The organism is Micromonospora phaseoli (genome assembly GCF_900109115.1).
In the GTDB taxonomy this organism is placed as follows: domain Bacteria; phylum Actinomycetota; class Actinomycetes; order Mycobacteriales; family Micromonosporaceae; genus Micromonospora; species Micromonospora phaseoli.
Window position 1 is genome coordinate 166588 of the sequence record NZ_FNYV01000009.1, and the last position, 15744, is coordinate 182331.

The 15744-nt window shown below is 71.6% G+C and carries 13 protein-coding genes; 2 read left to right on the top strand and 11 right to left on the bottom strand.

What is annotated here, in order from left to right:
* Positions 1-110 precede the first annotated feature (110 nt).
* The 10 genes from BMY89_RS22155 to BMY89_RS22200 form a co-directional block, all read right to left on the bottom strand.
* Positions 111-920 carry an ABC transporter permease gene (locus tag BMY89_RS22155; RefSeq protein WP_092381958.1) on the bottom strand — a complete coding sequence of 270 codons (810 nt, stop codon included), beginning with the start codon at positions 918-920 and terminating at the stop codon, positions 111-113.
* A gap of 9 nt (positions 921-929) precedes the next feature.
* Positions 930-1718, bottom strand: a complete 789-nt coding sequence (locus tag BMY89_RS22160) for an ABC transporter permease (RefSeq protein ID WP_092381959.1) — start codon at positions 1716-1718, stop codon at positions 930-932.
* Positions 1719-1742: 24 nt separating this feature from the next.
* Positions 1743-2675, bottom strand: coding sequence for an ABC transporter ATP-binding protein (locus tag BMY89_RS22165; RefSeq protein WP_092382058.1), 933 nt, complete (start codon positions 2673-2675; stop codon positions 1743-1745).
* Positions 2676-2819: 144 nt separating this feature from the next.
* Entirely contained in the window at positions 2820-2984 is a 165-nt protein-coding gene (locus BMY89_RS22170; RefSeq protein ID WP_092382059.1) for a DUF397 domain-containing protein, read from the bottom strand.
* A 196-nt stretch (positions 2985-3180) separates the two neighbouring features.
* Positions 3181-3717, bottom strand: a complete 537-nt coding sequence (locus BMY89_RS22175) for a hypothetical protein (RefSeq protein ID WP_092381960.1) — start codon at positions 3715-3717, stop codon at positions 3181-3183.
* Positions 3718-3719: 2 nt separating this feature from the next.
* Positions 3720-5582 (bottom strand): DNA primase, encoded by a 1863-nt coding sequence (gene dnaG / locus BMY89_RS22180; RefSeq protein ID WP_092381961.1) that lies wholly within the window; start codon positions 5580-5582, stop codon positions 3720-3722.
* Between the two features lie 122 nt (positions 5583-5704).
* Positions 5705-7345, bottom strand: a complete 1641-nt coding sequence (locus BMY89_RS22185) for a BCCT family transporter (RefSeq protein ID WP_092381962.1) — start codon at positions 7343-7345, stop codon at positions 5705-5707.
* Between the two features lie 133 nt (positions 7346-7478).
* Entirely contained in the window at positions 7479-8324 is an 846-nt protein-coding gene (locus BMY89_RS22190; RefSeq protein WP_092381963.1) for a siderophore-interacting protein, read from the bottom strand.
* Positions 8325-8420: 96 nt separating this feature from the next.
* A complete protein-coding gene (locus BMY89_RS22195; RefSeq protein ID WP_092381964.1) occupies positions 8421-9662 on the bottom strand; it encodes a deoxyguanosinetriphosphate triphosphohydrolase in 1242 nt (413 codons plus the stop codon).
* Entirely contained in the window at positions 9659-10012 is a 354-nt protein-coding gene (locus tag BMY89_RS22200; RefSeq protein WP_092381965.1) for a VOC family protein, read from the bottom strand. Before BMY89_RS22200 ends, BMY89_RS22195 begins: the two co-directional genes overlap by 4 nt.
* Before the next feature lie 291 nt (positions 10013-10303).
* Here BMY89_RS22200 and BMY89_RS22205 point away from each other — a divergent pair, with 291 nt between their 5' ends.
* Positions 10304-10801: a roadblock/LC7 domain-containing protein gene (locus BMY89_RS22205; protein WP_092381966.1), complete on the top strand. Its 498-nt coding sequence runs from the start codon at positions 10304-10306 to the stop codon at positions 10799-10801.
* Between the two features lie 26 nt (positions 10802-10827).
* Here BMY89_RS22205 and ppdK read toward each other — a convergent pair whose 3' ends face one another.
* Positions 10828-13584: a pyruvate, phosphate dikinase gene (gene ppdK / locus BMY89_RS22210; RefSeq protein WP_092381967.1), complete on the bottom strand. Its 2757-nt coding sequence runs from the start codon at positions 13582-13584 to the stop codon at positions 10828-10830.
* Between the two features lie 315 nt (positions 13585-13899).
* Between ppdK and BMY89_RS22215 the strand changes: the two genes are divergently transcribed.
* Positions 13900-15630, top strand: a complete 1731-nt coding sequence (locus BMY89_RS22215; protein WP_372433308.1) for a beta-N-acetylhexosaminidase — start codon at positions 13900-13902, stop codon at positions 15628-15630.
* Positions 15631-15744: the final 114 nt, after the last annotated feature.

Below are 15744 nucleotides of genomic sequence, written 5' to 3' on the forward strand. Positions count from 1 at the left end.
CTCTCCTACCGCCCGCCGCCACCGCGGTTGATCAAGAGGTTTGGGTCAGGATCCGGTCGGATCCTGACCCAAACCTCTTGATCAACCGGCCCCCGCCGGGCGGTCGGGGGTTACTTGTAGAGCAGGCGGCTCATTCTGCGGGACGCGATCAGCAGGCCGGCGGCCATCACCACGAGCAGGTAGAGCACGTCGAGCAACCAGCCCCAGTCGGTCGTGCCGACGGTCAGCCCACGGATCAGGTGCACCGCCCGGTAGAGCGGGGTCGCCTCGACCAGCCAACGCAGCACCGTCGGGTACGCCTCGGCGGGCACGAAGGTGCCGGAGAACAGGAACAGGACGAACTGCGCCGAGCTCATCAGGTCGAAATCCTGCCAGCTGCGCATGAACGTGGAGATCGCCATGCCGAGCGCGCCGAACGCGAAGCCGACGAGCACCGCAGCCGGGAACGCGGCGAGCGCACGGGCGGGAGTGGTCAGATCCATCGCCACCATCACCACCAGGAACGCGGCCGAGTACGCGCTGCCCCGCAGCATCGCCCAGGCCAGCTCGCCGAGGGCGATCTCGAACGGCTGCACCGGGGTGGCGATCACCCCGTCGTACAGCTTCATGTACTTCAGCTTGCCGAAGAAGTTGAAGGTGGTCTCCGCGAGCGCGCCGGTCATCGCCGACGAGGCGAGCATGGCCGGGGCGACGAAGGTCGCGTACGTGACGACCTCGCCGCCGGGCAGCGTCAGGTCGCCGATCAGCGCGCCCACTCCGACGCCGATCGACAGCAGGTAGAGCAGCGGCTCGACGAAACCGGAGACGAGCAGCAGCCAGTACACCGACTTGAGGGCGGCGACGTTGCGCTCGGTGACCGACGCGGACCGCCGCGACGCGGCCGAGACGTCGACCAGCCGGGGCAGCACCAGAGTGACCATGACCCTCTCCTAGACGACGAGCCGGCGGGCGAAGACGCGGCGGGCGAGCAGCCATCCCCCGGCCGCCCAGGCGGCCAGATAAGCCAGGTGGCCGACGACCGACCAGTACGGGGCGACACCGAGCACCGCCGCCCGGCACAGGTCCACGGCGTGCCAGAGCGGCGTGACGTACGCGAGCCAGCGCAACCCCAGCGGCAGCGACTCCACCGGGAAGAACACCCCGGCAAACAGGGTCATCGGGATCACCGCGAAGCGGAACAGCATGGCGAGCCAACTGTCCGAGTCGACCGATGCCGCGTACGCGAAGGTGGGTGCGGCGACGGCCAGCGCGAGCAGCGCCGCCACCGGCACCGTAAGCACCGCCCACGGCGAGCGCAGCGCCCCCAGCACGCCGGTCACCAGGAGAAACGCGATGACGGAGGTCAGCACCCGGAACAGCACGAACGCCAGGTGGCCGGCGACGATGTCGCCGACCCGCAGCGGTGACGAGCGCTGCCCGAAGTAGATCTTCTGCCACTGGAGGTTGCCGAAGACCGGCCAGGTCGACTCGGCGACCGCCACCTGCAACGCCGTCGACGCCAGCAGCCCTCCGACGATCCATTCCAGGTAGGAGACGCCACCGACACCTCGGTCGATGTACGCCCCGACACCCACCCCAAACCCGAGCACGGTAAGCGTGGGCAGCAGAAAGGACGAGAAGGCGCCGGCCCGCCAGGTGCGTCGGTAACCCACCAGGTGGTATTCGAGCACCCGCAGCGCCGGCACCCGCGGCAGGGCGGGTCGGGTCAGTTGGGTCATGGCAGCCCCCTTCGGTGGCCTGGCTCAGTCGACGAGGGTGCGGCCGGTGAGGTGCAGAAAGACGTCCTCCAGGCTGCTGCGCCGGACCAGCACGTTCGTCGGGTGCAGGCCGAGCGCGGCGACCTCGGCCACCGCCGCGTCACCGTCGGGCACGTAGACCAGGATCCGGTCGGGCAGTACCTCGACCCGCTCCCCCAGGCCGGTCAGCTTGCCGGCGAACGCCTCCTGCGAATCGGCGGCGAACCGCAGCTCGACCACCTCGCGGGTGGAGTGCCGCTCGATGAGCGCGCGCGGTGACCCCTCGGCGACGATCCGGCCGCCGTCCATCACCACCAGCCGGTCGCAGAGCTGCTCGGCCTCGTCCATGTAGTGCGTGGTGAGCACCAGCGTGACGCCCTGCCGCTTGAGCCGGAACAACCGCTCCCACACCAGGTGCCGGGCCTGCGGGTCCAGGCCGGTGGTCGGCTCGTCGAGCAGCACGATGTCCGGCTCGTTGACCAGCGAGCGGGCGATGGTCAGCCGGCGCTTCATGCCACCGGAGAGCGGCTCGACCTTGCTGTCCGCCCGCTCGCTGAGCTGCACGAAGTCGAGCAGCTCGGCGGCCCGCGCCCGAGCCACCCGGCGTGGGATGCCGAAGTAGCGCGCGTACGTCGTCAGGTTTTCCCGGACGGTCAGCTCCGGGTCGAGGTTGTCGAGCTGGGGACAGACGCCGAGACGAGCCCGGATGGCGGGCCCGTCCCGCACCGGATCCATGCCCAGGATGCGCAGCTGCCCGGCGCTGGGCGGCGAGATGCAGCCGACCATCCGCATGGTGGACGATTTGCCGGCGCCGTTGGGCCCGAGGAAACCGAACGCCTCACCGGCGCAGACCTCCACGTCGATGCCGTCGACGGCGGTGAAGTCGCCGAACCGCTTCACCAGCCCCCGCGCCTGGATGAGTGGTTGTGCCATGGTCACCTCCTGACCATAGACACCGGGTCCGACACCGCCCACCGAGTTACCCCGCCATCGGTCGGGAACGCCGCAAGCCGGAACCGCCGAGGCTACCGACCAGCGGCACGCCGCAAGAGGCGGGGCGTCGAGGGCAGTGCGTCCGAAGGGCTACGGGCGTACGGAGAGCTGCGTAACGAACGTGTGCCAGGCGGCGGGCGCGAAGGCCAGCGCCGGGCCGGCCGGGTCCTTGGAATCGCGTACGGCCACCAAGCCGGGGAGGTTGTCGGCCACCTCCACGCAGGCACCACCCTGGCCGCTGATCCGTCGCTGGATGCGCTCGAACCGCCCGCCCGCACCGAACACCGTGTCGCAGCGGCGGGCGAAGTCCCGGCTGGGCTAGCGTTCGCAGGTCTCCACTTGGCCACCAGCGCAGCAACACGCCGATCATGCAGTTGTGGCACCTGACAAAGCGTGCGGTTCGGGAGATTCCGGGTGCCACAAGTGCATGATCGGCGCGAGTGGGTGCGCGTTACAGGTCCGAGGGTGTGGTGGCGGCGCGGGCCGCCGCGACCAGGCGGTCGGTCTCGGCGAGGACCGCCTCGTCGTCGGCCGGGGTGCCGGGGTCCAGGCGCACCATCCAGGTCAGACCGTCCACGCCGGACACGCGCCGGCCGACGATCCGGCCGGAGCCGCCCGGCAGGGCGTGGTGCTGGGTGTACGCCACCGAACGGGTCACCCGGGTGCGTACCTGGTGCGGCAGGTCGCCCGGATCGAGCAACAGGTACTGCTCGGCCGGGCAGTCGACGACCACCTGGTAGCCGTCGCGCTCGGCGGCCAACTCGCCCGGGGTGACGGTCAACTCCCGCCCCGACCAGACGGCCTTCACGATGTCGTGCCAGCCGATCCGGTGACCCCGACCGGGCAGCCAGAGCCCGAGGTTGGTGGCGACGACCACCCCGTCACCCTCGCCGTTACCGACGGCCGCCCAGGCCAGCACCCGTTCGTCGCGCTCCAGCGGTGGCCGGGCGGCCGGTGGCAGCTTTGGTCGGCGGCGGAACAGTTTCATTGTCACAGCCCTCCCGCCGCCTGCTCGCGCAGCGCGCGGGCGTGCTGCTCCAGCGACAGCAGCTCACCGAAGGTGGCGAAGTACTCGTCCTTGTTGTTGACCGGGTTGATCCGTTGGATCCGTGATTTGAGCTCCCGGATCCGTGCGGTGACCGAGCCCCACTGTAGGCGGGCGATGGTGATCGAGACGTACCTCGGGTCGGGCTCGCCGTCGATCCGCAACGGCTCCACGGCCAGCTCACCGACCAGTGCCGCAGCGGCGAGGTCCTCGCAGGCGTCCCGGACCGAGGAGATCCACACCGCGCCGCCGGCCGCCGCCGAGGCGCCGCCGGCCGCCGCGATCGCCGTCCGGACGGCGGCGTGCACGGGGTGCCGGTAGTCGGCCGCCTCGACCGCGTCGAACATCGGCCCGGCCAGCACTGGTTCCTGCAACGCCAGTTTCAGCGCCTCCCGCTCGACCATCGACTGCGGGCTGTCCGGCGTCGCATCGCTGCGGGCGGGACGCACCGGCCCGTCCGCGGGGCGGCCCGAGGCAGCCGCCAGCACCGCCCGCTGCACCGGCTCGATCTCCATGCCGAGGTCACCGGCGAGCTTTCGGACGTACTCCGGGCGTTTCTCCTGGTCCTTGAGCTTGGCCACCAGCGGCGCGGCACGGCGCATCGCCTCGACCCGGCCGTCCACGGTCTCCAGGTCGTGCCGGCTGATCACATGGCGCAACGCGAAGTCGACGAGCGGTTCGCGACGGGCGACCAGGTCACGGACGGCCAGGTCGCCCTTTGCCAGGCGCAGATCGCACGGGTCCATGTTGTCGGGGCTCACCGCGATGAAGGTACGCCCGACGAAGCGCTGATCGTCCTCGAACGCCCGCAGCGCGGCCTTCTGCCCGGCGGCGTCGCCGTCGAAGGTGAAGATGATCTCACCGGCGACCGCGTCGGTGTCCAGCAGCAGCCGGCGCAGTACGCCGATGTGGTCGCCGCCGAACGCGGTGCCGCAGGTCGCCACGGCGGTCGGTACGTCGGCCAGGTGGCAGGCCATCACGTCGGTGTAGCCCTCGACCACCACCACCCGACCCTGCTTGGCGATCTCCCGCTTGGCCTGGTCGATGCCGTAGAGCACGTGCGACTTCTTGTAGATCGGCGTCTCGGGGGTGTTCAGGTACTTCGGGCCGTCGTCGTCGGCGAAGAGTTTGCGCGCACCGAAGCCGATCACGTCGCCGGTGAGGTCGCGGATCGGCCAGAGCAGCCGGCGCCGGAATCGGTCGATCAGGCTGCCCGAACGGGCCGGGCGGGACAGCCCCGCGGTGACCAGCTCGTCGTGGCTGAAACCGCGCTGGCGCAGGTGCCGGGTGAGCAGGTCCCAGCCGTCGGGGGCGAACCCGCAGTCGTAGCGCTGCGCGGCGGCCCGGTCGAAACCGCGCTCGGCCAGGAACTCCCGGGCGGCGCGCGCGCCGGCCGTGCTCAGCTGGGCGGTGTAGAACTCCACGGCGGCGGCGTGCGCGGCGACGAGCCGCTGCCGCTGCCCCTGCTGGGGACGGTTGCCACGCGGCGCGGAACGGTCTTCCTCGACATAGCGCAGTTGCAGTCCGGCTCGGGCGGCGAGCCGCTCCACCGACTCGACGAAGCTGAGGTGCTCGGCGTCCATCAGGAACTTGATCGCGTCGCCGCCCGCGCCGCAGCCGAAGCAGTACCAGACGTTGCGGGCGGGCGACACGTTGAACGACGGGCTCTTCTCGTCGTGGAACGGGCAGAGGCCCTTGAGGTTGCCGCCGCCGGCCGACCTGAGGGTCACCGTGTCGGAGATGACCTCGGCGATGGACGTGCGCTCCCGGACCAACGCGATGTCCTCGTCTCGGATCCGCCCCGCCATTCGGCCACCTCCTCGGCTACATCCTGCCCTGCCCGGCCGACAGCGAAGGAAGGGCCCCTTCCTAACGCCTGCGGCATAGGAAGGGGCCCTTGTTAACATCCGACAGCGGCCCGAGCGGGACGTCAGCGGGGGCGACGGCGCAGGTAGCGGCGTACCGGCGGGGGGTCCTCCTCCTCGTACGACCGGGCGGTGCGCACCGCGTCGGCCAGGCCCTGCGGGCGGTTGCGCGGCGACGCCGCCAGCAGCGGATCGCGGGCCATGTCCTTGATCAGCGCGACGGCCAGACCGAGCATCACCACCACGAACGGCAACGCGACCATGATGGTGGCCTGCTGGAGCGCGTCGAGACCGCCGGTGAACAGCAGCACCCCGGCGATCGAGCCGATCAGGATGCCCCAGAGGACCACGAGCACCCGGTGCGGTCGCAGCGCACCCCGGGAGGTCAGCGAGCCGAGCACCAGGGACGCGGAGTCGGCGCTGGTGACGAAGTACAGCGCCACCAGCACCATGGCCAGCACGCTGGTCAGCGCCGCCAGCGGCAACGCGTCGAGCAACCCGAACAGGGCCTGCTCACTGCTCGTCGAGGCGTCCGCGACCAGATCGCGGACCCCGGTGGCCTGCACCCGCAGCGCGCTGCCACCCATGATCGCGAACCACACGGCGCTGGCGCCGCTGGGCACCAGCAGCACACCGATCAGGAACTGCCGGACCGTGCGCCCGCGGGAGATGCGGGCGATGAAGGTGCCGACGAACGGCGCCCAGGAGATCCACCACGCCCAGTAGAAGATCGTCCAGCCACCGAGCCATGCCGGGTCCGAGAATGCCCCGGTACGGGTGGACATGACGACCAGGCCGCTCAGGTAGTCGCCGATGGCGGCGGGCAGCACCTCAAGGGTGTAGATGGTCGGCCCGACCACGAAGACGAAGAGCATCAGCGCGACGGCCAGCACCACGTTGGTGGTGGAGAGCCACTTGATGCCGCGATGCAGCCCGGTGAAGGCGGAGATGACGAAGGCCAGCGTGAGCGACCCGATCACGATCAGTTCCACCGTGGTGCTGTCGGGTACGCCGGCGACCAGGTCCAGCCCGGCGGCGACCTGGAGGGCGCCGAGACCGAGGCTGGTGGCCGAGCCGAAAACGGTGGCGAAGACGGCCAGCAGGTCGATGACCCGGCCGGTGGCACCGTCGGCCCGGTCACCGATGAGCGGGCGGAACGCCGCCGAGATGCGGTTCTCCCGGCCGCGACGGAACGTCGAGTACGCCAGCGCCAGGGCCACCACCGCGTAGATCGCCCACGGGTGCAGGGTCCAGTGGAAGAGGGTGTACTGCATGGCTGCCGAGGCCGCCGCGCCGGTCTGCGGCTCCACGCCGGTCGCCGGTGGCGGGGTGGCGTAGTGCTGGATGGGTTCGGCGACGGCGAAGAAGACCAGGCCGATCCCCATGCCGGCGCTGAACATCATGGCGATCCAGGCCAGCGAGCTGAACTCCGGCTCGTCGTCGTCCTTGCCGAGCCGGATCCGGCCGAACCGGGACAGCGCCAGCACCACCGCGAGCACCAGGAAGGCGTTGGCCGCGACCACGAAGAACCAGCCGAACGTGTCGATCACCCAGGCCAGGCCCGACTCACCGACGCTGGCCAGTGAGTCGCGCGCCAGCACGCCCCAGACCACGACGGCGAGCACTCCGCCCACGCCGAGACCGAGTACCACCCGGTCGATCGTGCCGCCCGTACCGGCGGATTTCTCGTCTGTCTGCTCGCTCATGGTCACCCCTGACCATCCTCCTGTTCCGCTGCCGTCGTCGGCGGTGTTCCGGGCAAATCACCCCCGACGGTCGGCTTTCGGCCCCCGGGCCGGGCATGTTGGGGTGCCACCTTGCCGGTTGTCGGCCGGAAGGTCAACCGAGCGGCGCGAGGCTGCGGGCCTGCTCGTCGGCCTCGACCTGTCGATTCCAGTCGGGTTTGGCGGCCCGCCAGCCCTCGTCGTCCAGGCCCTGGCGCCAGTAGCCCGAAATGGACAACCACTCGCGGGACAGGCCACGTTCCACCCGCAGGAGACGGCGCAACTGGCGGACGAAGGACGCCTCGCCGTGCACGAAGGCGTGCACGGTGCCGGGCGGGAAGTCCAGTCCGCGTACCGCGGCCACCAGCGCCTCACCCACCGGCCGAGCGCCCCGGTGCAGCCAGGTCAGGCGTACCGCGCCCGGGCTGGGCAGCGGTTGCTCGTCGGCCGGTCCGTCGACCTCGACGAACACGTGTGCGGGCGCGCCGACCGGCAGCCGGGCCAGCGACGCGGCGATCGCCGGCAACGCGCTCTCGTCGCCGACCAGCAGGTGCCAGTCGGCCTCCGGGCTCGGCGCGTACGCCCCACCGGGGCCGGTGAACAGCACCTCGTCGCCGGGTCGCAGCGCGGCAGCCCACGGTCCCGCCAGCCCCTCGTCACCGTGGTGCACCACGTCGACGGTCATCTCCCCGGCCGCCTCGTCCCAGGCACGCACCGTGTACGCGCGCAGCCGGGGCCACTGCTCACGCGGCAGCTCGCGGCGGATCGCGGCGAGGTCGATCGGCCGGGGATGATCCACTCCGGCGACCGGAAAAACGATCTTGATGTAGTGGTCGGTGAACTCGCCGACCGGCAGGCCGACCAGTTCCGCACCGCCGAGCACCAGCCTGATCACGTGCGCGGTGGGCCGCCAGGTGCGCAACACGCGGGCGGAGGTGACCTTCTTCGGACGCTCAGTCATTCGGTTAGGCTAACCTCACTCGGTGCCGGACGGCCGGCCACCCGCATCGCCGCCTCGCGCCGGGCCGGTGCTGACCGGCGCCCGACGGCCCTGACCTCAGGTGCCGAGCAGACGATCGTGCCAGGTGACTGCGGCCGGGTCCGTCAGCGAGGCCACCTGGTCGACCACCACCCGCAGCCGGGCCGCGTCGTCCGGCGCGGCCCGCCACAGCGGGGCGAAGACCGGGTCGAGGGCCTCCGGCGCCCGCGCCACCAGCGTGGCCACCAGGTCGGTGACGATCTCCCGCTGCCGCTGGTACCGCCCCTGCGCGTCGGGCCGACGCATCACGTACCGCAGGGCGATGCCCTTGAGCAGCGCGCAGCGGGCCCGCAACGACCGGGGTACGACGAGGTCGGCCGCATACCGCCGATGCGGCCCGGGACCGAACCGGTCGGTGGTGGCGGCGACGGCGGTCGCCACGAAACGGCCGGTCAGCGCGCTGGTGGTGGCCTTGAGCGCGGCCTGGGCGCGGTGGCTGCCGTCATAGCCGGCCAGCGGGGCGAGCACCGGATCGGCGAGCAGGTCGACCAGCACCTCGCCGAGGTAGCCGGGCGACTCGGTCGAGTAGGCGACGGCCACGTCGGCGCAGAGCGCCGCCCGCTCGTCGGAGTCGGCGAGCAGCGGCTCCAGGGTGAGGTAACCACCGTGGATCCCGTCCTCCACGTCGTGCACCGAGTAGGCCACGTCGTCGGCCCAGTCCATCACCTGCGCCTCCAGGCAGCGCCGCTCGCCGGCCGGCGAGCCCTCCCGCAGCCAGACGAAGACGGGCAGGTCGTCGGCGTACACCCCGAACTTGCGGCGACCCGGCCGACGGGCCCACGGGTACTTGCCGACCGCGTCGAGGCAGGCCCGGGTGAGGTTCAGGCCGACGGAGGCGCCGTCGGGGCCGTACACCTTCGCCTCCAGGCGGGTCAGTACCCGCAACGTCTGTGCGTTGCCCTCGAAGCCGCCACAGCCGGCGGCGACCTCGTCCAGCGCTGCCTCGCCGTTGTGCCCGAACGGCGGATGCCCGAGGTCGTGGGCCAGGCCGGCGGTGTCCACCACGTCCGGGTCGCAGCCCAGCCCGGCACCCATCTCACGGGCGATCTGGGCCACCTCCAGTGAGTGCGTCAGCCGGGTACGCAGAAAGTCGTCCGTGCCCGCCGCGTGCACCTGGGTCTTCGCGGCGAGCCGGCGGAACGCCGCCGAGTGCAGCACCCGCGCCCGGTCCCGCTCGAACGGCGACCGGCCGTGACCGGGATCCTTGGCCGGTTCCTCCACTCGGCGAGCCGCGTCCGGCCCGATCGGCGCAGCGCTCAATCCCCACGCTGCCGCAGCACGCAGAACTCGTTGCCCTCCGGGTCGGCCAGCACCGTCCAGTCGTCGCCGTTCTGGCCCACGTCGACGTGCCGGGCCCCCATGTCGACCAGCCGTTCCACCTCGGCCTCCCGGTCCGCCGGGCGAAGGTCGAGATGCAACCGGTTCTTGCCCTGCTTGCCGCCGCTGACCGCCACGAAGACGATGCCGGGCAGCCGGTCGACGCCCTGCCGGATCTCCACCTCCTCCGGCCGCTCGTCGACCACCTGGTAGCCGAGCGCCTCCGCCCACCAGCGGGCCAGCCGGCCCGGGTCGCGGGCGTCGACGGTCAAGCTCTCCCAGACGCTGGTCATGCCGACACCGCCGCCGCGCGGGCGAAACTTCCCATCGACAGCTCGGTACGCGATCTCATCCGGCCACCCCTTCGCGACGACGGTCCTCGGGCGAGCTCAGGTTACGCCCGGCCGCCCCGCACGGCGCGCCGACGACGTGGGCCCGGCGGGTCCACATCCACCGATCAGACGAGAGTTGCGGCCTGATTGCCGACGGTCACGGGATCGCGAACATCGACGCCCACGGGTAGCGTCGCCATCGCGGAACGTCACCTGTTACGGCGAGACACGACCGGTGGGAGAGACACGCTCGTGAACGCGGAAACGATGGTGGGCACCGAACTGCGCGGGCTGCGCCGACGCCGCCCCGAGGTCGCCGGCACGCTCCTGGCCGGCACGGACGGCCTGCTCATCTCCAGCGACCTGCCCACCACCGACGCCACCCACCTGGCGGCCCTGGCCGCGGCCAGCTTCGGCCTCGGCCACCGGATGGCGGCCACCATCCGGCACGGCGAGTTCCACGAGTCCGTGGTGCACACCGCGGCCGGCTGCGTGGTCACCTACCCGGCCGGCCGGGATGCCCTGCTGACCCTGGTCGCATCGCCGGGCGCGGACCTGACGGCGCTGCGCGAGGAGGCGCGGGCCATGGTCCACCGCACCGGCCCGGCGCTGGCCGCCTGCCGCCGCCCGACACTGCTGCCCAACCAACCGGACCCACACGCCCCGCTGGCCGTGCGAACCCCGATGGCGACCCTGCCGAACCAGCGTCCGCGCCGGGATCCCGTCAACTGGCGTCGACCGCCGATCTGATCGGGCCGGCCCGGCAGGGTCGAGCGTCAGCGGCTGTCCGAGCCGGTGGTGACCACCGCGGCCCGGCCGGCCTCCAACCGCGCCACCGGCACCCGGAACGGCGAGCAGGAGACGTAGTCCAGCCCGACCGCGTGGAAGAAGTGCACCGACTCCGGGTCGCCGCCGTGCTCGCCGCAGATGCCGATCTTCAGCCCGGGACGGGCCGCCCGTCCCTCCTCGGTGGCGATGCGCACCAGCCGGCCGATCCCGTCGGCGTCGATGGACTCGAACGGTGAGATGCCGAAGATGCCCAGCTCCAGGTAGCGCCAGAAGAACGCGCCCTCCACGTCGTCGCGGGAGAAACCCCAGCCCATCTGGGTCAGGTCGTTGGTGCCGAAGGAGAAGAACTCGGCCGCCTCGGCGATCTGGCCGGCGGTCAGCGCCGCCCGGGGCACCTCGATCATCGTGCCGATCAGTACGTCGACGGCCCTCTCCCGGGTCACCTCGGCGATGATCCGCTCCGCCTCGGCGCGGACCGTCTCCAGCTCCTGCACCGCACCGACCAGCGGCACCATGATCTCCGGCTTCGGGTCGCCGCCACCCTTCGCGGACTCCACGGCGGCCTCCACGATCGCCCGCACCTGCATCGCGAACAGGCCGGGGATGACCAGGCCGAGGCGCACCCCGCGCAGCCCGAGCATCGGGTTCTCCTCGTGCATCCGGCGTACGGCGGCGAGCAGCGCCTCCTCCTTGGCGACGTCCTCGCCACGCTCCTGGGCGACCGCGACGTCGACCGCGAGCTGCTCCAGCGGGGGCAGGAACTCGTGCAGCGGCGGGTCGATCAGCCGGACGGTGATCGGCAGGCCGTCCATCTCCCGGAAGAGGTCCACGAAATCCGCCCGCTGCAACGGAAGCAGCGCGGCGAGCGCCTTCTCCCGTTCACCCGCCTCGCGGGCCAGGATCAACCGCTCGACCAGCTCACGCCGGTCGCCGAGAAACATGTGCTCGGTGCGACACAACCCGATGCCCTCGGCACCGAACCGCCGGGCCCGGGCCGCGTCGGCCGCGGTGTCGGCGTTGGTGCGTACCGCGAGCCGCCGGTGGGCGTCGGCGTGCGACATGATCCGGTGTACGGCCACGACCAGCGCGTCGTCGGTGCTCGCCGGGTCGACCTCACCCTCGAAGTACCGCACCACCTCCGACGGGCTGACCGGCACCTCGCCGAGGTACACCTTGCCGGTGGTGCCGTCGATCGACACGACGTCGCCCTCGGTCACCGTCCGCCCGGCCACCGCGAACCGCCGCTTCGGCACGTCGATGTCCAGCTCGTCGGCGCCGGAGACGCAGGTCTTGCCCATTCCCCGGGCGACCACCGCGGCGTGGCTGGTCTTGCCGCCACGCGAGGTGAGGATGCCCTGCGCCGCGATCATGCCGTTCAGGTCGTCCGGGTTGGTCTCCCGACGGACCAGGATGACGGCCTCGCCCTGCGCGGCCAGCTCCACCGCGCGGGCCGAGGTGAAGACCACCTTGCCGACCGCCGCGCCCGGCGAGGCACCGATGCCGGTGGCGACCGGCTGGATGTCGTGGTCGAGTTGGAAGCGGGGGAACATCAGCTGGGCCAGTTGCGCACCGTTTACCCGGTGCAGCGCCTCGTCGAGGTCGATCAGACCCTCGTCGACCAGCTGGCCGGCGATGACGAACGCGGCGGCGGCGGTGCGCTTGCCGACCCGGGTCTGCAGCATCCACAGCTTGCCGCGCTCGATGGTGAACTCGATGTCGCACAGGTCCCGGTAGTGCCGCTCCAGCCGGGCCATGTAGTCGAGCAGCTCGTCGTAGGAGTCCTTGTCGATCCGCGCCAACTCCTGCAACGGCACCGTGTTGCGGATGCCGGCAACGACGTCCTCGCCCTGGGCGTTGGCCAGGTAGTCGCCGTAGATGCCCTGCGCGCCGCTGGCCGGGTCGCGGGTGAAGGCGACACCGGTACCGGAGTCGGGGCCGAGGTTGCCGAAGACCATCGCCACCACGTTGACCGCGGTGCCGAGGTCGGCCGGGATACGCTCCTGGCGGCGGTAGACCACCGCCCGCTCGGCGTTCCACGACTCGAACACCGCCCGTACGGCCAGGTCGAGCTGCACCCGCGGGTCCTGCGGGAACTCCCGCCCGGTGTGCTCCCTGAAGATCTTCTTGTACGCGTCGACCAGCCCGCGCAGGTCGGTCGCGTCCAGATCGAGATCGTCGCTGGTGCCCCGAGCGCGCTTGGCCTCGTCGAGCGCGTGCTCGAACTCCTCGCCGGGCACCTCGCAGACCGTCTTGCCGAACATCTGGATCAGTCGCCGGTAGGAGTCCCAGGCGAACCTGTCCCCGCCGCCGGCCGGGGCGCTTGAGCCGCCGGAGGTCGCCGGGTCGGTCGAGCCGCCGGCCTGCCGGGCAAGTCCTTCGACGCTGCGGTCGTTGAGCCCCACGTTGAGGACGGTCTCCATCATCCCGGGCATCGAGAACTTCGCCCCGGACCGCACGGAGACCAGCAGCGGGTCGTCCGGGTCGCCGAGACGCCGGCCCATCTCCCGCTCCAGCGCGGCCAGGTGGGCGGCGATCTGGTCGGCCAGCCCCGCGGGTTCGGCGCCGGTCTCCAGGTACGCCTTGCACGCCTCGGTGGTGATGGTGAAGCCGGGCGGTACCGGCAGGCCGAGCCTGGTCATCTCGGCCAGGTTGGCCCCCTTGCCACCGAGGAGGTCCTTGAGGTCCTTGTTGCCCTCGGCGAAGTCGTAGACGTACTTGTGCTCAACCGTCTGTTGCGTTGTCACCAAAGCCTCCCACGCGCCCGGACTGACACTTAACGAAGGTTCAGTTCTTCGATACCCCGGGACTGACCACTGGTAATCCAGGGAGCTGTGCCGGTCGGTGGGCGAAGGTTAAGCGACCAAGGCGCGGCCCGCGAGCATTCGGTGACAATAGGCACAGCAATCCCGACTGTCCGCGTTCACGACAGTTTTTGGGAACGGTCCCACGCGCACTAACAAGCAACCACCAACCTCCCCGTACCCTTGGGGGCACGCAGCGTCACCACACCTCGCACCATTGCCACAACCGCCGCGAATACACCCCTCGGAGGCGTCGTCGTGTCATCGTCCCCCGTCACCGCACCCGATCCGCTGGACCCGGTCGGCGGCAGCCCGGTCGGCGGCAGCCCGGTCGGGCGTGCTGTCCGCGAGATGCCGGGCACCTCGACGGGTACCGCCGGAGAGCTGGCGGGCGCGGCGGAGCGGGCGGCCGCCGCGCTGCTCGCTCCCCCACCGCCGGTCCGGCTCGGCGATGTGGTGCCCGCGCCGGAGCAGGTCACACCGAACGCGGACGCCGACCACCTGCTCGCCGCCGACACGGTGATCCGGGTCAGCGCCGACCCGGCCGCCCTGGCCGTCGCCGAGCAGCTCGCCGCGCTGCTGCGCCCGGCCACCGGATATCCACTGCCGGTGACCGACGCCACCGCGCCCGCGCCGACCGGCGGTATCGCCCTGGACCTGACCGACGACTCCGACCTCGGCGCGGAGGGCTACCGGCTCGACGTCACCGCCGACGGGGTACGGATCACCGCCGGCACCGCCGCCGGCCTCTTCCACGGGGTGCAGACCCTGCGGCAGCTGCTACCGGCCGCCGTCGAGAGCGCCACGCCGGTCAGCAAACGCTGGATCCTGCCCGGCGGGTCGATCCTCGACCGCCCCCGCTACCCGCACCGGGGCGCGATGCTCGACGTGGCCCGGCACTTCTTCGGCGTCACCGACGTGCTGCGGGTGATCGACCACCTGGCCCGGTACAAGTTCAACCGCCTGCACCTGCACCTCACCGACGACCAGGGCTGGCGGATCGCGATCAACTCCTGGCCCGCGCTGGCCGCCGTGGGTGGGGCCGGCGCGGTGGGCGGCAGCCCCGGCGGGCACTACACCCAGGCCGACTACCGCCGGATCGTGGCGTACGCCGCCGACCGGCACATCACCGTGATCCCCGAGATCGACCTGCCCGGTCACACCAACGCGGCGCTGACCGCGTACGCCGAACTGGCGCCCGACGGGGTCGCACCGCCGCCGTACACCGGCACCGAGGTCGGGTTCAGCTACGTCGACCCGGCCAGCGAGCGCACGTACGACTTCATCGCCGACGTGCTCGGCGAACTCGCCACGCTCTCCCCCGGCCAGTGGCTGCACATCGGCGGCGACGAGGCGTTCAAGGTGCCCGCAGAGGTGTACGCCCGCTTCGTCGAGCGGGTGCAGGGGATCGTCGCCGGGCTCGGGAAGACGGTCGTCGGCTGGCACCAGATCGCCCCCGCCGCCCACGCCGACGGACGGATCCTCCAGTGGTGGGGCACCGCCGGCGATGACCCGGTCACCACCGAGGCGGTACGCCGGGGCGCCAAGCTGATCCTCTCCCCTGGCAACCATGCGTACCTCGACATGAAGTACGACCCGGACACCCCGATCGGGCACGACTGGGCCGGCCTCGTCGACGTGCGCCGCGCGTACGACTGGGACCCGGCGACACACCTCACCGGCGTCTGCCCCGACGCGGTGCTCGGTGTCGAGGCACCGCTGTGGACCGAGTCGGTGACGACCCTCGCCGAGATCGAGTTCATGCTCCTCCCCCGGCTGCCCGCCATCGCCGAGTTGGGCTGGTCGCCACGCTCGACGCACGGCTGGGACGGATTCCGGCGCCGGCTGGCCGGGCACGGGCCCCGCTGGACGACGGCGGGGATCGCCTTCCACCGCAGCCCCGAGGTGCCCTGGCCGACACCGGCGAGCATCCCCGCTCCTCGAACGCCGCCGCTCGACCAGGAGGCGACCCGGCCCGCTCAGGGCTGACCCGTCGGCAGAGCGCCCAGGTCTGTCGGTAAGACAACCCGCATCTCACACCAGGCAGGCATATACCCCCCAACGGGGTATTCGGTCACCAAACAGACAATCGTGACCGATTAG